Raw genomic sequence first — 17,079 nt, 5'->3', positions numbered from 1 at the left:
CGCACGCCGGAGATTTGCATGCATAACGATCAACACTTCCTCGAACGAGCCGTGGCCCTGGCCCGGCGCAATGTCGAGCAGGGCGGCCGGCCCTTCGGCGCCTTGCTGGTGCGTGACGGCCAGGTCCTGGCCGAGGCGGTCAACGAAATCCACCTCAGCCAGGACCCCACCGCCCACGCCGAATTGCTGGCGATCCGCAGCGCCAGCCAGCAACTGGGGCCGCGCCTGGATGGCTGCGTGATCTACGCCAGCGGCCAGCCCTGCCCGATGTGCCTGGCGGCCATGTACCTGTGCGGCGTATCCCGGGCAGTGTTCGCCGCCAGCAACCAACAGGCGGCGCCGTTCGGCCTGTCCACCGCGGCGATCTACGAACAACTGGGCCAGCCCCTGGCGACCCAAACGCTGCCTGTACAGCACCTGCCGCAGGCGGCGATGAACGCGATCTACCAGGATTGGCAGGACCGTCATGGCGCGCACTGAATCAGCGTTCAAGACCTTCGCTGGCTGGGCCTTGCTGGTGTGCCTGGGGCTGAACCTGCGACCGATCCTCAGCTCGGTCAGCCCGCTGCTGAACCAGATCCGCGAAGCCACTGGCATGAGTTTCCAGAGCAGCGCCTGGCTCACCAGCCTGCCGGTGATCTGCATGGGCCTGGTGGCCCTGCTGGGTGTGCGCATCGAAGCGCGCCTGGGGGAACGCCGTGGGGTCTCCCTGGGGTTGCTGCTGGTGCTTTTGGCCTGCCTGGCGCGCCTGTACTTCGGCCAGGCACAGGCCCTGCTGGCCAGCGCCTTGCTGGGGGGCGTCGGGGTCGCGCTGATCCAGGCCCTGGTGCCCGGGTTGATCAAGCGCCAGTTCCAGCAACGGGTAGCCCTGGCCATGGGCGTGTACTCGGCCTCGCTGATGGGCGGTGGCGGTCTCGCCGCGCTGCTCAGCCCGCAAGTGGCCCTGCACTTCGCCAACTGGCAGATGGGCCTGGGCGTCTGGCTGCTGCCGGCCATGGCGGCGCTGTTGCTGTGGACCTGCCTGCCCCTGGGAGCCGCCCGCCGCCCGGGTGCCCGATCCGTGACCGACAGCCTGTGGGGCAACCGCCGGGCCTGGCTGCTGGCGCTGTACTTCGGCCTGGTGAACTGCGGCTACATGAGCATGGTGGCCTGGCTCCCGGCTTACTACCTGCAGATGGGCTGGAGCGCCACGATGAGCGGTTCGCTGCTGGCGTTCATGACCGTGTTCCAGGTCATCGCCGCGCTGTTGATGCCCGCCTTGGCCCAACGCAGCGTCGATCGTCGGCCCCTGCTGGGCATCAGCCTCGCCGCCCAGGCCCTGGGGTTTCTCGGCCTGGTGCTGTGGCCGCTGCAAGCACCGCACGTGTGGGTGGCGCTGATCGGTTTCGGCCTGGGCGCCTGCTTCGGCCTGAGCCTGATCCTCACCCTCGACCACCGCCGCGATCCCCGGGCGGCCGGGCAACTGGCGGCCTTCGTGCAGGGCGTGGGGTTCTTGCTCAACGCCGTCTCGCCCTGGCTCACCGGCTGGCTGCGCCAGGTCACCGGTGACTTCACCAGTGCCTGGTGGGTGTTGGTCGCCGGTGCCGTGGCGATGCTGCTCCTGACCCGCATCTTCAGCCCGTCCAGCTACCAGCCCAGGGCCGGTTTCGACCCCGCCGCACAAGCCGCATGAGCCTGGGGCCGAGTCCATCAGGCGGCTCGTGCCGAGCCGTGCGCAGCCTGCGGCAGCGGCTACGCGCAACCCTGTAGCCGCTGTCGAGCGCAGCGAGGCTGCGACCGGGCGCACAGCGCCCGCAACACCCAGCGACGCGCTGCGGCAGGTCACCCATGAACAGCAAACAACGGCCACCGGCCGGGACTCAATGGAGTGGGCCAAAGCAATAGACGTTGGAGCGCGGGAAAATATTAGGGGAAATAAATTATTGTAATTCGATAATTATTTATCAATAATCCGCCACCCCCACAGTTTTTCAAGGAATACCGCATGCCCCTCCAAACCAATGGTTCCGCCCAATACCGGTTACGCCGGGTTGGCGTGCTGGCCGCGATCCTGGCCTGGGTCATGGGCGTGGTCGAAATCGGTGGCAACGCCGGGCTCTGGATCTACAGCAAGGACCAGGTTCTGGGTGCCCTGCTCGGGGTCTTCGCCGAACACTCGCCGCGCCTGCTGGAAGCGGACTTCAAACTCTCCACCCTGAGCTTCACCCTGCTGGTGATCCTGGACTTCCTGCCACTGCTGCTGACCAGCTTCGCCCTGTGGCTGACCGGCGTGTTCTTCCTGCGCCTGTCCCGAGGCGAAACCTGGAGTGATCGCAACATCCGTATCCTCTGGCGCGTGGGCATGCTGTGGATCGTCGCCCCGGCCACCTTCCCGATGATGGAGACCCTGCAAGGCCTGGCCCTGTCCATCGATCTACCGCCCGGCCAGCGCATCCTGCAGATCTCCGCAGGCTTCTCGTCCTACGCCGCTTACGAAGTGGTCAAAGGAATCTTGCTGTGCTCGTTTTCCATTATCATGCGCGACGCGAAAATCCTCAGTGATGAGCACAGTCACTACATATAGAACAATGAGATGACCATTATCGTTCGGCTTGACGTTGTCATGGCTAAAAACAAGATTCGCTCGAAAGAGCTGGCCGCCATCCTGGGCATTACCGAGGCCAATCTGTCGTTGCTGAAAAATGGCAAGGTCAAGGGGATGAAAATCGAAACCCTCGACAAACTCTGCGCCGCACTCGACTGCCAACCCGGCGACCTGCTGGAGTACCAGGCAGACTGAAACTGCGTCTCCCCCCTCGCGTGTGTTTGATCGAGTCCAGACCGTTAAAGCCTTTTCCAAGTCCTCACGTTGTTCAATGGCTGACTCATGACTCGTACCCTGCTCTACCCGCTGTTCCTGCTCGCCTGCCTGCTGACTGGCTGCGCCAACAAACTCGACGTGGCACTCAATGCCACTCCGGCCCCCGACTACTACTTCGACCACCAGGCCCCGGTGCTGGTGACCGTCAGCGGTGCCAACTCCGCCAACGCCCTCAACGCCCGCTACTACCTCAAGGACATGGTGGCAGCCCTGCATGGCATGGGCTTCAAGCAGGTGTTCACCGATGAACCGTTGCCCGAGAACCATCCGCCGTTTCGCATGAACATCGCCCTCGACGTGGGCAGCAAGAAATCCAGCTACCGCTATACCGCTACCGACTATGGCCAGGTTCCCAGCAGCTCCAAGATGGTCTGCAAACCGTCGTCGAAAAAGAACCAGAACATGGTATGCGACAGCACCCCGACCATGACCTGGGGCCCGGTAGGCAGCTCGGAACGCACCGGCTACACCACCCTCTCGACCTTCAACGTCGAGGCCAAGGATGCCAAGAGCCTGCGCACCGTGTTCCTGATGCGGGTCTCCTCGTCCAACGACGATTGCCAGGACACCAAGGTCGAGGACTTCCTGGTCCAGCAGGGCCTGGATCACCTGGACTTTCGCAATCGGGTGCACCGCAACTACAGCGTCACCCTGCCCGAAGGCCAGAGCTGCAAGTAGCTGCCTGCCAGGCGCTTTGCAACCGCTGCGGCGCCACGCCTACAATCGCCCCCGCCGCCCGCCCCCCAGGCGGGCGCAGCCCCTCGATCAAGGCGCAGGACAACCATGACCATGGACTGGAATGCCTGGGACATTGAACCCGGGTCGTCGGTAGACGAACAATTGATCGCCCTGGTGCAACAACGCCTGGGCGTCGAGTTACCGCCGCTGTACCTGGAACTGGTGCGCTACGCCGAGGCCGCCACGCCAGGAATCGGCACCTTCGCCTATGGCAACGGCTACGCCTGCATCAGCGAATTCTTCGATTTCAGCCTGAACGACGCCCCCTGGACCCTGCTCTGGTACGCCAGCCCTGGCCGCGTGCCAGGGCTCGCCGCCGGCAGCCTGGCGATTGCCCGGGATGCCGGCGGCCTGCTGATCTGCCTGGACTTCAACAGCCCGCGCGTGGCGGTGGAAATCTTCGACCCCGACAGCGCCAACCGCTACCCGGTGGCCGCCGACTTCCAGGCCTTTGTCGAGTTGTGGCAGCCATGAACACACCGCGTAGATGGATAGTCGTACCCACCAGCCAGGACGCCATGCAACGCCTGGACCTGGACCAGTGCCTGCCGGGCGACCTGGAGGAACTGGCCCTGTCCCCAGAGCAGTGGGCGAGCCTGTCGCGCAGCGACCTGCTGCCGAGCTTGAACCGCGCCCTGGGCACCCTGATCGACGACTACGAAGACGCCTCGATCCAGGGCCAGGCCGACCTCGCCACGGCGCTGGCGATCCTCACCCAGGCCGCGACCGCCGGGGATGAACTTATCCACAGGCTCATCGCCCTGAATCGACTGGCCCTGGAGCGGGACACCGGCCTGTACTTCTACTTCTGAGCGGGCAAGCGCCTTCGCCAGGGGGAGCTCGCGGGGTCAGATCCCGGCGCTGGCCTGTTTCAGCTGCGGCTCTGGCGCCTGCACGGCGGTTTGCGAACGCGGCGTGCCCTCCGGCACCCAGTCATAGTTCACCGGCAGCGCGCGATACACCCAGTTGCTCACCGCCTCGCTGCCCGGGGCCTTGCCCAGGTAGGGGCTGACGTATTCCCAGACGATCTCGCCGGCGCCGGTGACCTGGAAGAAACGCCCATTCATGCCCTCGTCGATCAGGGTGTTGCCGTTGGGCAGGCGCCGCGCGCTGCTGATGAACGAGCTGTAGAAGGCCCAGCCCGGTTGCCTGGAACTGGCGGCGCTGTATTGCCAGACGATTTCACGCTTGATCGGATCGATCTCCAGCACCCGGGAGCCGGCGATCAGCCCCAGGGGCACCGAGGGGTAGCCGGCCGTGCCCTGGTTGTCGAACACCAGCAGGTTGCCGGCCCCCGGCAGGCCAGCGGGGATGATGTGGGCATCGTGCTGACCGACGAACTGGTCCACCGGGCGCGGCAGCTTGCCGGCGCTCTTGGGCTCGATCGGCGCCAGGTTCGGTCCCAGGCGCCAGACCACCTTGGCGCTGTGCTTGTCGATGATGGCGATGAAGTTGGCGTTGCGTGAATCGATCAACAGGTTGTCCGGGGCGAAGCGTTTGTCGCCGGCGTCGAACCAGCGATTGGGGCCCACCACGCTGAGGTTGTTGATGTGCAGGTAATCCGGGTTGCTGGTGCCGTGCACCAATTTCAACTGGGCGGGAGTGAAGCCGAACTCCTTGAGGTGCTCGGAGGCCAGCCACTGCCATTTGACCTGGCCGTCGGGGCTGACTTCGTAGATCACGTCGTCGATCACCTGGGGCACCTTGAAGCCCGCCACCTTGTGCACCTTGTTGGCCAGCACCAGGGTGTTGCCATTGCTCAACCGGCGCTGGTCATGGTGCTGCTGGGCCGCGCCGCCGGGGGCCTGGTCGCCCCATTGCCAGACCAGCTTGCCGTTCCAGTCCAGCTCACCGACGCTCTGGTTGCCCAGGCCGTTGCCCGCCGAGCCGAGCGGGCCGGGGTCCTTGTCCTTGAGTTGCAACAGCACCCGGCCGCGCTCGCCGCCCACCAGTTGCGGATCGATGATGGCCGAGGGAAAACCGGCCTGGGGCCAGTTCCTGACCTCGTTGCCGTTCATGTCGATCAAGTGGGTCTGCTTGTCGGCACCGCTGAAGATCACGTACTGGTTATAGGCCTTGGCCGGGTCGTAGCGGGTCACGCCGGTGGGGTAGACGCTGGGCGCCGCGTGCAGCGCTCCGGCCAGCAAGGTGGTGGTCAACAAGACCAAGGGGGTTGTGGCGCGTGGCATGGCAGGCACTCCTGTTCGGGTTGAGGGGCGCCGGCAGTCCTGGCGCCAGGTGCAAAAGCGGATGTCAGAAGTCGTAGCGACCGGTCACGCCCAGGGTTCGCGGCGTGCCCAAAAGGCCCTCATAGCCGCCGTTGCCGCCGGTCCAGAGGGTGGTGTAGTAGGTCTTGTCGAAAGCGTTCTTCAGCCACAGCGAGACATCCCACTGGCCCTGCTCGTAGTTGCCCCGCAAGCCGGTGGAGAGGTTGACCACGGCATAGCTGGGGATCTGCCCGTACTGGGAATCCTCCACCGTGCCCACGGCCTTGGAACGGAAGGCATAGCTGGCGGTGACGTACTCCTCCAGGCCGTTGTCCAGGTTCCACTTGTATTCGCCGTTGGCGTTGGCGATCCATTTCGAAGCACCCACCACCTGGTGCCCGGTGAGATCGCAGGACGCCGGCGCCCCGGGACGCAAGCTGACCTCCGGCGGGCATGGGGCATCCTTGTAGGACAGGTAACGCACGTCGTTATAGGAGCCGTTGAGGTTCAGGGTCAGGCCGCGCAGCGGCACCAGGGTGCTTTCCACCTCGACCCCGCGTGAGCGCACCGAACCGGCGTTGGTCAGGTACTGCACGCGGTTGCCATAGTCGTAGGCGTTGGTCTGGTAGCCGTTGACCTGGGTCCAGAACAGGTTGGCGTTGAGTTGCAGGCGCCGGTCCCACAGGGTGCTCTTGAAGCCCAGCTCGGCGTTGTTGGCGCGCTCGGTGCCGATCAGCAACGAGTCGGCGCCGGCCGTGGGCGCCGAGCCTACCGCCAGGTTGACCCCGCCGGATTTCTCGCCGTGGGACAAGGTGGCATAGCCCAGCAGGTCATCGCTGAAGCGGTAGCTCAGGTTGAGCAACCCCGAGGGGCTGGTGCTGTACTGGTTCAGGTCGCCGGAATCGTAGGCCCCGGCCCGGCCACGCCGGGCATTGGCCGCAGCCCCGGTGACCGCTACACCGCCCAGGGGTGCGTCGCGGCCGACCGAGGCGGTTTTTTCCTCGTAGGTGCCACGCAGGCCAGCGGTGAAATCCAGGCGCTCGGTGAGGTGCCAGGTGCCCTGGGCGAACAGGGCAAAACTGTCGGTGCGGATCTTGCCCTTGCCGATGCTGGTGACGTCGTTCAACGCACCGTTGGGCGTACCGTTCCAGATGTCGGCCTTGGGCCCGTAGTAGGCGAAGGACTTGTTATCCAGGTCCGAGCCGAAGTAGTAGGCCCCCAGCACGTAGTCGAAGAACCCGCCGCTGGGCGAGGCCAGGCGAAACTCCTGGGACCACTGCTTATCTTCCACCGAGACCCCGGCGTTGTAGGTGGCCGGCACATTGAGGCCATCGTCGTTGCGCGGGGTGAAGTTCCACCAGCGATAGGAACTGACCGAGGTCAGGGTGAAGTCGCTGGGCAGGGTCCAGTTGGCTTCCAGCGAAGTGCCGCCCTGGAACACCGTGACGTGCTGGTCGTTGTCCAGGTTGACCTTGCGATGGCTGCCGTTGACCAGGGTCGCCCCCGCTGCCGCCGCGCGCGACTCATAGACATTGCTGCCGTTGATGGTCGGCCCGGTGCTGTACAGCACCCGGGTGCCGGCGCTGGAGTCCTCTTCGTTGTAGTCGCCGATCCAGCGCAGGTTGAAGCTCTCGTTGGGCTTGTACAGCAACTGGCCGCGAAAGCCCTGGCGCGAACCGCCATTGAGGTCGTGGCCGTCGTGCTCGTTCTTGATGTCGCCATCGCTGCGGGTGCGATAGGCCGAGAACCGCCCCGCCAGCTCATCGGTCAACGGTCCGGAAAGGGTGCCCTTGGTCTGGAAGTAGCCATCCTCGCCCAGGGAGGTCTCGATGCTGCGCTCGGGGGTGAAGCTCGGCGCGCGGGTGCTGATGTTGATCACCCCGGCGGTGGTGTTCTTGCCGAACAGGGTGCCCTGGGGCCCGCGCAGCACTTCCAGCTGCTCGATGTCCATCAGGTCGAACACCGCCATCCCCGGCCGTCCCAGGTAGACGTTGTCGATGTACAGCCCGACGCTGCCTTCCAGGCCGTCGCTGGCCGGGTTGTTGCCCAGGCCGCGGATCGACACGCTGGACTGGCGCGCATGCATGTAGGCGACGTTGACGCTGGGCACCAGCTGTTGCAGGTCCTGGATGCGATAGACCCGCTGGCTCTCCAGGGCCTGGCCGCCGATCACGCTCATGGGCGTGGGCACGTTCTGCGAGCTTTCCTCGCGGCGCCGGGCAGTCACGGTCACGGTCTGCAACTGGCCGCCATCGGCCTTGGCCTTGTTGGCGCTGCTCTTGGCCGGGCTCGCCTGGGGCACCGGCGCCTCCTCGGCCCAGCTCGCGCTCCAGCCGGCACTGCCGGCCAGCAGCAGGGCCAGGGGCAGGCGCTTGAGCCGCCGAGGCGTGAGGGGTGAAGCGATGGACAACGGGCTCATGGGCGGCTCCTGGTCAGAAAACATACAGCTCGTATATTCCCTAAAGTTATTTATTTATGTTTTTACAAAGATTTACTGCATAAGAGATTGCCTTTATAAGGAGTCGACCTAATGCATAGCCAATGCATTTCCCCGATATTTTTTATGTGAAAAATGCATATCGACCTGCGCCAGCTCCGCCACTTCATCGCCCTCGCCGAGCAGCGCAGCTTCGTTGCCGCCGCGGCCACGGTGAACCTCTCGCAATCGGCCTTCAGCCGCAGCATCCAGGCGCTGGAGCACAGCGTCGGCTGCCAGCTGGTGGACCGTGGGCGCAAGGACCTGGCGCCGACCAAGCAGGGCCAGCTGCTGCTGGAACACGCGCGGCGGCTGGTCAGCGGCGCCCAGCAGATGGCCAACGAAATCAGCCAGTTCAATGGCCTGGAAGCCGGGGAGTTGCGCTTCGGCTGCGGCCCGGCACCGGCGGCCGGGCTGATCCCCCGGGCCATCGGCAGCTTCATCGGGCGCTACCCCAAGGCCCGGGTGCAGTTCCAGGTGGAGGATTGGCAGAGCCTGGGCAAGCGCCTGCTGTGCGAGGAGTTCGAATTTTTCGTCGCCGATACCCGGCACTTCGAGGCCGACCCGGACTACCTGACCCAGCGCCTGCGCCCGCGCAAATGGCACTTCTGCTGCCGCGCCGGCCACCCCCTGGCCGGGCGCGACAGCGTCAGCGCCAGCGAGCTGATGAGCTACCCGCTGGCGGTGACCATCCGCCCGCCGAACCTGCGCAAGGTCATTGTCGATCTCAGTGGCAAGCCGGACTTCACGCCCAATGTGGAATGCGAGAACAGCTACAGCCTGCTGGGGGTGGTGCTGCGCTCGGACGCCATCGGCATCGTCGGCTCCTACAGCGATGCCCTGCACCAGGCCAAGGGCGAGCTGGTGTGCCTGAAAATCGAGGGGCTGGCCGACGACCTGGAGGAGCTCTACACCCGCTACGGCATCGTCAGCCGCGCCGGGTATCGGCTGTCGCCGCTGGCCCAGGCGATGATCGAGGAGATCAAGCACCTCGACGCACAGGATGAGGAGCTGTGCTCGCTGCACAAGCTCGCCATCTGATCCGACTTGCCGGCGATGGCGTCCTCAAGAGCGATGCACATCACGCATGAAAAGCATGCGGCAAATGCGCTTGCCGGCATCCCCTGGGGAAGGCGAAAACCCTCACCTGTCTTTCGATCGGTGAAGCCCATGTCCCCTACCCCCCAACCCGTGCGCAACGTGCTCTACATCATGTGCGATCAACTGCGCCGGGATTACCTGTCGTGCTACGGCCACCCGCACCTGCACACCCCCAACATCGACCGCCTGGCCGCCGCCGGGGTGCGCTTCAGCCGCGCCTACACCCAAGGCACCATCTGCGGCCCGTCGCGGATGTCGGCCTACACCGGGCGCTACGTCAGCAGCCACCAGGTGGCGTGGAACGCCGTGCCCCTGCCGCTTGAGGAACTGACCCTGGGCGACTACCTGCGGCCCCACGGCATCCGCACTGCATTGGTGGGCAAGACCCACGCCACGCCCAACCTGGATGCCCAGCAGCGGCTGGCCATCGCCGCCGACAGCCCCCAGGCCGAGCAGTTGAACGAAGTAGGCTTCGAGCCCTGGTTCCGCCACGACGGCATCTACCCCGACGACCCGCTGTTCGACGATAAGCGCGAGTCCGCGCCCTACACCCACTACCTGCGCGAGCTTGGCTACGCCGGGCGCAACCCCTGGCATGACTGGGCCAACGCCGCGGCCGGCGAGCAGGGGCAGATCCTCAGCGGCTGGAAGATGCGCCACGCGCACCTGCCGGCGCGGGTCGCCGAAGAGCATTCGGAAACCGTCTACACCACTGACCGCGCCATCGATTTCATCCACGAACAGGGCGAGCGCCCCTGGTGCCTGCACCTGTCCTACATCAAGCCGCACTGGCCCTATATCGCCCCGGCGCCCTACCACGCGCTCTACGCTGCAGAGCAGGTACTGGCGCCGGTGCGGGCCGCGCCGCAGGAAGCCAGCGACCATCCGGTGTACCAGGCCTTCCGCCAGCACGAAGAGAGCCTGAACTTCTCCCGCGATGAGGTGCGCGCCAACGTGGTGCCCACCTACATGGGCCTGATCAAGCAGGTGGACGACCAGCTAGGCCGGCTGTTCGATGTGCTGCACAGCAGCGGACGCTGGGACGACACCCTGATCGTCTTCACCAGCGACCATGGCGACTTCCTCGGCGATCACTACCTGGGGGAAAAGGAATTCCTGCTGGAGCCGGCGGTAGGCGTGCCGCTGATCGTCCGCGATCCACGGCCAGCGGCGCACAGCACCCGGGGCACGGTGGATGCACGCCTGGTAGAAACCATCGATGCCCTGCCGACCTTCCTCGAGGCCCTGGGCTTGCCGGGTGCCGAGCACCGCCTGGAGGGCCGCTCGCTGATCCCACTGCTGCATGGCGCCACGCCGCCCTGGCGCCGCTACGCCATCAGCGAATACGACTACGCCTTCCAGGCCCCGGCCCGGGAGCGCCTGGGCCAGCCCATCGACCGTTGCCGCATGACCATGGTGCGCAGCGAGCGCTGGAAGTACCTGGCCTACGACGGTTTTCGCCCGCAGCTGTTCGACCTGCAAAACGACCCGCAGGAGCTGCACGACCTGGGGGCCGATCCGGCCTATGCGTCGGTGCGCGAGGAGCACCTGGGGTATCTGCTGGAATGGCTGCGTGGCCTCAAGCGCCGGACCACCATCAGCCATGGGGAGATCGACCTGCGGGGCCAGCGTTTCCGCTACGGCGAGCCGGAGGCGGAGAAGGTGGTACAGATCGGCGTGTGGTGAAAGCGGGGGGGCGAAGGCCTCGTTCTTGCGTAGGAGCGAGCGGGCGGCGATCCGACTTGCCTGCGAAAAAAACGCCAATCCGCCACCGTCCCGAAGCCGCTGCGGCGATTGTGTGGCCCTCGGAACCCTTCGGGCCCTTCGCAGCCTCGCAAGCTCGGCAGCGGCTACAGGGTTGATGGTGACCTGCAACCGTCGGGGCGTTCACGCCCCCTTGGTGGTCTGGCTGCGCTGGCCCTGGACACCCACCGGGACGTCGCCCTTGAGGGTCACCCGACGCACGACGCGGTCCTGGCTGCCGTAGTCGTCGACGGCGTAGTGCTGGGTCGAGCGGTTGTCCCAGATCGCCACGTCACCGGCACTCCAGCGCCAGCGCACGGTGTTCTCCAGGCGCGTGACATGGCTTTGCAGCAGGTTGAACAGGTGCGCCGAATCGGCCTGGGAATAGCCCTTGATGCGCTTGACGAAATGCCCCAGCACCAGGCTCTTCTCGCCGCTCTGGGGATGCACGCGGACCACCGGGTGCTCGGTCTCGAACACCGTGGAGGTGAAGATCTTGCGGTAGCGCTCCAGCCGTTCCGCCGAAACGTCGGGCTTGACCGAGGCATAGTCGTACTCGTTGCTGTGCACCGCCCACAGCTGGTCCGCCAAGGCCCGCAGCTCCTCCGGCAGCTCGTTGTAGGCAGTGGCGGTGTTGGCCCATACGGTGTCGCCGCCGAACGCCGGGGCCACCACCGAGCGCAGGATCGAGGCCTTGGGATAGGCGTCGACGAAGGTCACGTCGGTGTGCCAGGAGTTGGCCCGCTGGCCCTGGGCGCCATCGAGTTCCATCAGGTAGCGGGTGCCGTCGCGCACCGGCACGGTGGGGTGGGCCACCGGCTCACCCAGCAGGTGGGAGAAGGCTTCCTGGCTCTGGTCGTCGAGGTGGGCCTGGCCACGGAAGAAGATCACCTTGTACTGCACCAGCGCCTGCTCGATGGCCTGCACGGTAGCGGCATCGAGCTCGCCGGAAAGTTGCACGCCACGGATCTCGGCGCCGATACGGCCGGCCACCGGGTGGATTTCAAGGGCCTGGACAACAGGTTTGACAGCTAAAGCGGCATTACTCATCGAAGACACCCTCAGCGGACTGCTCATGGTTGAAATCGCCGTGAAACAACGCTCTATCTATATTCATTTTAGATCTAATAGATAAATACATGCTTCATTGACGGAATAAGAGCTTGCATTTAAAACCTCATTCCTCACTCGTCGCAAATGCCTTCGAGCTATTTTTCGGATGCCGGGAAAGCATATGGATCTTCGCCAATTGCGTTACTTCATCGCCCTCAACGAGCACCGTAGCTTTGTCCGCGCCGCCGATGCCATGGGCATCACCCAGCCGGCCTTCAGCCGCAGTATCCAGGGCCTGGAGCAGGAGTTCGGCTGCGTGCTGGTGGACCGGGGCAACAAGGACCTGCGCCCCACGCCCGAGGGCCAGGTGGTGCTGCAGCATGCCTTGAGCCTGGTGCAGGGTGCGGCCCTGCTCAGCAGTGAAGTGACCCAGATGACCAAGCTCGATGCCGGCGAGGTGCGCTTCGGCTGCGGCCCGGCGCCTGCGGTGAAGCTGGTGCCCGACGCCGTGGCGCAGTTCACCAGCGCCCACCCGCGGGTGCGCACCTGCTTCGCCGTGGATAACTGGGAAAAACTCAGCCGCAGCCTCAACCGCGAGGAGATCGAGTTCTTCATCGCCGACATCCGCCACTTCGAGGCCGATCCCAACTACCAGACCCAGGCCCTGACGCCCAAGCGCGGGGTGTTCTTCTGCCGTCCCGGGCATCCGTTGCTGGCCAAGGAAAGCCTGTCCACCAACGATATGTTCGACTACCCCCTGGCCACCACCCTGATCCCGCCGGGCATTCGCAAGCTGCTGGCCAACCTGAGCGGGCGCATCGATTTTTCGCCGACCATCGAGACCGAGCATTTCCCGGCGCTGGTGAAGATCGTCCGCCAGTCCAATGCCATTGGCGTGGGCACCGCCGAGGCGTTCGCCGAGGATATCGCCCAGGGTTCGCTGGCCCTGCTGCACTGGCGCAACCTGCCGCAGAACATCGACAGCCTGAACGCCCGCTGCGGCATCGTCAGCCGCAGCGGGTTCCGCCTGTCGCCAGCGGCCCGCAAGATGATCGAAGTGCTGGTGAGCGTGGACCAGCAGCAAGTCGCCATCGCCCTGTAGCCGCTGACGAGCAGCGCGCGGCTGCGACCGGGCGCTACAGGCCGGCGGCGGCCAGTTGTGGGGCGACCCATTCGCTGACCTTGAACGGCTTGCGGATCAGCCGCTCCTTGGCCGCCAGGTCCACGGCATCCTGCAACCGGCCGAGGAACACCGGGTCCAGGGTCGAGGGGAAGATTTCGCTCAGGCGCTGGTCCTTGAGGTCATCCTGGAGAATCACCGGTGGATAACTGGCCAGCCCCGACACCAGCTGGATATAGGCCTCCTTGTTGCTGTCCTGGGTCAGCCATTGCACCGCCTGCTGCTGGGCCTTGAGCAGTTTTTCCACCGCTTCGGGATGCTCGTCGACGAACTTGCCCGACCCTACCAGCACCGCCTGCACACTGCCGGCATCGCCCAGGTCCTTGGTACTCAGGGGCAGTTCGGCCAGGCCTTTGCTGCGCAGGGCAGACAGCCCGGTGCTGCCCCAGGAGGCGTCGATTTGCTTGGCCGCCAGGGCCGCCACGGCGGCATTGAAGTCGAGGTTGACCACCTTCAGGTCCTTTTCGCTCAGGCCCCGGCTGGCCAGGGCCGCATCGAAGGACAACTGGGTGGCGGTGCCACGGAACACCGCCACGCGCTTGCCCTTGAGGTCTTCCAGGGTCTTGATCCCCGACCCCGGCGCAACGCCCAGGTAATGCTTGACCCCACGGGCCGTGGCACTGAGCAGGCGGGTATCCAGGCCATTGGACTTGCCGATGATGGCCGCCAGGTCGCCAAGGTAGGCCAGGTCCACCTGGCCATTGGCGAAGGCTTCGTTGATCACCGGCCCTGCGCCCTTGAAGAAATTCCACTGGATCTTGATGCCCTGGTCGGCGAAGGCCTTCTCCAGGATCTGCTGGTGGCGCAGCACATCCACCACCCCGCCGGAACTGTGCTGGGTACCGGCGCTGAGGTCGGGCACGGCGATGCGGATTTCCTTGAGTTCGCCAGCCTGGGCCAGCAGCGGCAGGTAGCCCAGCAGCCCGGCCAGGGCCGGCGCGGCCAACAGGCTGATCACACGTTTGAAGGGAAGGTTCATGGGGACGGCTCCTGGAGGGCAAAGGCGTTGAGGAGCCCAAGGTAGGCCCAGCAGGGCATGGCATTTAAATACTAAAAATTCACATTTTAATAGCCGAAAGAAATAAATCAGTCAGTACGGGGCTCCCCCGGGAACATGCGGAAAATGCATGGAAAATATTCTCCAAATGCATTGGATGCGTGACGACGGGAAGCCTTAAATGGCCTCTCTTATCGCTCAATAGCATTGATGTGATTTTTAATAGAACACAAATGCATATTGTAGGGGCGATCGGTTCCGCCACGCCTGGACGTGGCCCGCCCCATGCCATGCCGCACCCGACGACGGAGGTCACCCATGGCCCGTGTTTCTTTGCTCAGCCTGCCCCTGTGGGCACCCTCCGGCCCGCGCCAAAATTGGCCGGTGGCCAAGCACCTGTTGCCCTGGTTGCTGCCAATGGGGTTGTTCGGCCTGTGGTGGCTGGCCAGTCGCAACCAATGGATGAGCGAGCAGATCCTGCCGGCCCCGGAGCTGGTCTGGAACAGCGCCCGGGAACTGGCCGCCGGCGAACTCTGGAGCCACCTGGCGATCAGCCTGCAACGGCTGGGCTGGGGCCTGCTGGTCGGGATCGGCACCGGCGCCCTGCTGGGTGGCGCCATGGGCTTCAGCCGCCGCCTGGAGCGCCTGGTGTTTCCCACCTTCGGTGCCCTGGCACAGATCCCGACCCTGGCCTGGGTACCGCTGTTCATGGTGTTTTTCGGCATCGGCGAACTGCTCAAGCTGGTGGTACTGCTCAAGGCAGTGGTGGTCCCGGTGACCCTGCATACCCTGGTGGGCGTGCGCGACGCGCAACCGCGGCTGCGCGAAGCCGCCGCCGTACTGCGCCTGCCACCGATCCTGCTGCTGCGGCGCCTGGTGCTGCCTGCCGCGCTGCCGGCCTTCATGGCGGGCGTGCGCCTGGCCCTGGCCACCGGCTGGACCTCGTTGCTGGCGGTGGAGTTGCTGGCCTCCAGCGAAGGCATCGGCTACCTGATGGTCTGGGCCAGGCAGCTGTTCATGCTGGATATCGTCTTCGTCTGCATCCTGGTGATCGGTGTGCTGGGCATGGCCATGGATCGCGGCATCGGCTGGCTGGACCGCAAGCTGGTGTACTGGCCGCACCCGGCCACCGCCGAGTTTCGCCGTGGCCCGCGCTACCAGGGCTGGCAGCGCCTGCAACCCTGGCTGCTGCCCCTGGCGCTGCTGGCCCTGTGGCAGTTGGCGAGCGAGCGCCAGTGGCTGGACGCCAACATCCTGCCCAGCCCCCTGGTGGTGCTGGGCACCACCGTCGACGGCCTGCTCGATGCCAGCCTGCTGGGCGGCCTGGGCCTGAGCCTGGGACGTACCCTCACCGGGCTGTTGCTGGGCGGCAGCCTGGGCCTGGGGCTGGGACTGCTGCTGGGCCTGTCGCGCCTGAGCGAGCGCCTGCTGGGGCCGACCCTGGCCGCCCTGCGCCAGATCGCCATCTTCGCCTGGGTGCCGTTGCTTACCGCCTGGTTCGGCCTGGGCGAGCTGGCCAAGTGGGTCTTCGTCGCCCTGGCCGCCTTCTTCCCGCTGTTCATCGCCACCCAGCGCAGCGTCGCCCAGCTCTCGCCACAACTGGCGGAGGCGGCCCAGGTGTTGCGCCTGGGCCTCTGGCAGCGCCTGCGGCGCCTGGTGTTGCCCGGGGCCGCACCGGGGATCTTCGCCGGCCTGCGGGTGAGCCTGATCTACGCCTGGCTGGGCACCATCGGCGCCGAGTACTTCATGCCGTCCGACGGTGGGATCGGCAGCCAGATGATCAGCGCCCAGCAGCTGCTGCGCATGGACCTGATCATGGCCGGGATGCTGCTGGTGGGCCTGACCGGCGCCCTTATCAACTTCCTTGGGCAATGGCTGGAACGCCACGCCACCCGTTGGAGACACGCATGAACGCACCTCTGGTCAGCTTCAATCACGTGGGCAAGAGCTTTCCCGTCGCCGGTGGCGAGCTGGAGGCGATCCGCGAATTCAACCTGGACATTGCCGAGGGCGAATTCGTCGCCATCGTCGGCTCCAGCGGCTGTGGCAAGTCCACCCTGTTGCGCCTGCTGATCGGCCTGGACACCGAGTTCCGTGGCCAGATACGCGTCGACGGCAAGGCCATCAGTGGCATCGGCAGCGAACGCGGCATCGTGTTCCAGGAGCACCGGTTGTTCCCCTGGCTGAGCGTGGCCGAGAACATCGGCCTGGGCCTGGTCAACGAACCGCTGGGCGCCGCCGAGCGCCAACGGCGCATCGCCGAGTTCATCGAGCTGGTGGGCCTCAAGGACTTCGCCAAGGCCTACCCGCACCAGTTGTCCGGCGGCATGGCGCAGCGGGTGGCCATCGCCCGGGGGCTGGTGGCCAGCCCGCGCATCCTGTTGCTGGACGAACCCTTCGGCGCCCTCGACGCGCTGACCCGCCAGCAGATGCAGGACGAGCTGCTGGCGATCCGCGAGCGAGCACGGATCACCACGGTGCTGGTGACCCACGATGTCGAGGAAGCGATCTTCCTCGCCGACCGGGTGGTGGTGATGGAGCCACGCCCGGGGCGGATCAAGCGCGTGGTCGAGGTAGCCCTGCCCCATCCGCGCCAGCGTAGCAGCTTCGACTTCCATCAGTTGCGCGAGGAGCTGCTGCACGAACTGACCAGCGACGATCACTACCAGGCCCTGCCACCGGTACGGATCAGCGACCTGCCCTTGACCTTCATTGCTTGCTGAA

At 65.5% G+C, this 17,079-nt stretch carries 16 protein-coding genes; 12 read left to right on the top strand and 4 right to left on the bottom strand.

All coding sequences use genetic code 11. The annotated features are described in order from the left end of the window. The first annotated feature begins 18 nt into the window (after positions 1-18). From C4K39_RS01165 to C4K39_RS01135, 7 genes are all read left to right on the top strand, one after another. The gene (locus C4K39_RS01165) at positions 19-480 is read left to right on the top strand and encodes a nucleoside deaminase (protein ID WP_068580097.1); all 462 of its coding nucleotides are present in this window, start codon (positions 19-21) and stop codon (positions 478-480) included. Then, positions 467-1,672 (top strand): CynX/NimT family MFS transporter, encoded by a 1,206-nt coding sequence (locus tag C4K39_RS01160; protein ID WP_124345473.1) that lies wholly within the window; start codon positions 467-469, stop codon positions 1,670-1,672. Before C4K39_RS01165 ends, C4K39_RS01160 begins: the two co-directional genes overlap by 14 nt. Before the next feature lie 312 nt (positions 1,673-1,984). Then, positions 1,985-2,563, top strand: a complete 579-nt coding sequence (locus C4K39_RS01155; protein ID WP_068580093.1) for a hypothetical protein — start codon at positions 1,985-1,987, stop codon at positions 2,561-2,563. A gap of 9 nt (positions 2,564-2,572) precedes the next feature. Next, the gene (locus C4K39_RS01150) at positions 2,573-2,779 is read left to right on the top strand and encodes a helix-turn-helix domain-containing protein (RefSeq protein ID WP_022643915.1); all 207 of its coding nucleotides are present in this window, start codon (positions 2,573-2,575) and stop codon (positions 2,777-2,779) included. An 87-nt stretch (positions 2,780-2,866) separates the two neighbouring features. Continuing rightward, positions 2,867-3,538 (top strand): hypothetical protein, encoded by a 672-nt coding sequence (locus tag C4K39_RS01145; protein WP_068580091.1) that lies wholly within the window; start codon positions 2,867-2,869, stop codon positions 3,536-3,538. A 105-nt stretch (positions 3,539-3,643) separates the two neighbouring features. Continuing rightward, complete coding sequence (locus C4K39_RS01140) at positions 3,644-4,072, top strand: SMI1/KNR4 family protein (RefSeq protein ID WP_164487261.1); 429 nt, start codon at positions 3,644-3,646, stop codon at positions 4,070-4,072. Then, positions 4,069-4,410 carry a hypothetical protein gene (locus tag C4K39_RS01135; RefSeq protein ID WP_068580089.1) on the top strand — a complete coding sequence of 114 codons (342 nt, stop codon included), beginning with the start codon at positions 4,069-4,071 and terminating at the stop codon, positions 4,408-4,410. The genes C4K39_RS01140 and C4K39_RS01135 overlap by 4 nt, the downstream gene beginning before the upstream one ends. A gap of 36 nt (positions 4,411-4,446) precedes the next feature. Here C4K39_RS01135 and C4K39_RS01130 read toward each other — a convergent pair whose 3' ends face one another. Next, complete coding sequence (locus C4K39_RS01130) at positions 4,447-5,787, bottom strand: aryl-sulfate sulfotransferase (protein WP_124345472.1); 1,341 nt, start codon at positions 5,785-5,787, stop codon at positions 4,447-4,449. A gap of 64 nt (positions 5,788-5,851) precedes the next feature. Further along, positions 5,852-8,224 (bottom strand): TonB-dependent receptor, encoded by a 2,373-nt coding sequence (locus C4K39_RS01125; protein WP_124345471.1) that lies wholly within the window; start codon positions 8,222-8,224, stop codon positions 5,852-5,854. 153 nt (positions 8,225-8,377) lie between these two features. Here C4K39_RS01125 and C4K39_RS01120 point away from each other — a divergent pair, with 153 nt between their 5' ends. Beyond that, complete coding sequence (locus C4K39_RS01120) at positions 8,378-9,322, top strand: LysR family transcriptional regulator (protein ID WP_085598095.1); 945 nt, start codon at positions 8,378-8,380, stop codon at positions 9,320-9,322. Positions 9,323-9,451: 129 nt separating this feature from the next. Further along, positions 9,452-11,068 carry an alkaline phosphatase family protein gene (locus C4K39_RS01115; RefSeq protein ID WP_124345470.1) on the top strand — a complete coding sequence of 539 codons (1,617 nt, stop codon included), beginning with the start codon at positions 9,452-9,454 and terminating at the stop codon, positions 11,066-11,068. Positions 11,069-11,269: 201 nt separating this feature from the next. On the opposite strand, the gene C4K39_RS01110 is transcribed toward C4K39_RS01115, so the two are convergent. After that, positions 11,270-12,175, bottom strand: a complete 906-nt coding sequence (locus C4K39_RS01110; protein ID WP_068580079.1) for a TauD/TfdA dioxygenase family protein — start codon at positions 12,173-12,175, stop codon at positions 11,270-11,272. 184 nt (positions 12,176-12,359) lie between these two features. Between C4K39_RS01110 and C4K39_RS01105 the strand changes: the two genes are divergently transcribed. Continuing rightward, positions 12,360-13,280 (top strand): LysR family transcriptional regulator, encoded by a 921-nt coding sequence (locus C4K39_RS01105; protein ID WP_068580077.1) that lies wholly within the window; start codon positions 12,360-12,362, stop codon positions 13,278-13,280. Positions 13,281-13,314: 34 nt separating this feature from the next. Here C4K39_RS01105 and C4K39_RS01100 read toward each other — a convergent pair whose 3' ends face one another. Next, a complete protein-coding gene (locus C4K39_RS01100; RefSeq protein WP_068580075.1) occupies positions 13,315-14,337 on the bottom strand; it encodes an ABC transporter substrate-binding protein in 1,023 nt (340 codons plus the stop codon). Positions 14,338-14,673: 336 nt separating this feature from the next. On the opposite strand from C4K39_RS01100, the gene C4K39_RS01095 reads away from it, so the two are divergent. Together C4K39_RS01095 and C4K39_RS01090 are read left to right on the top strand one after the other, a co-directional pair. Beyond that, positions 14,674-16,266 (top strand): ABC transporter permease, encoded by a 1,593-nt coding sequence (locus tag C4K39_RS01095; RefSeq protein WP_124345469.1) that lies wholly within the window; start codon positions 14,674-14,676, stop codon positions 16,264-16,266. Further along, a complete protein-coding gene (locus tag C4K39_RS01090) occupies positions 16,263-17,078 on the top strand; it encodes an ABC transporter ATP-binding protein (RefSeq protein WP_124345468.1) in 816 nt (271 codons plus the stop codon). The genes C4K39_RS01095 and C4K39_RS01090 overlap by 4 nt, the downstream gene beginning before the upstream one ends. The last annotated feature ends 1 nt before the right edge of the window (position 17,079 follow it).

This window comes from Pseudomonas sessilinigenes (assembly GCF_003850565.1).
Taxonomy (GTDB): domain Bacteria; phylum Pseudomonadota; class Gammaproteobacteria; order Pseudomonadales; family Pseudomonadaceae; genus Aquipseudomonas; species Aquipseudomonas sessilinigenes.
Note: the sequence above shows the minus strand (reverse complement) of the source record. Positions and strands in the feature narration are given on the sequence as shown.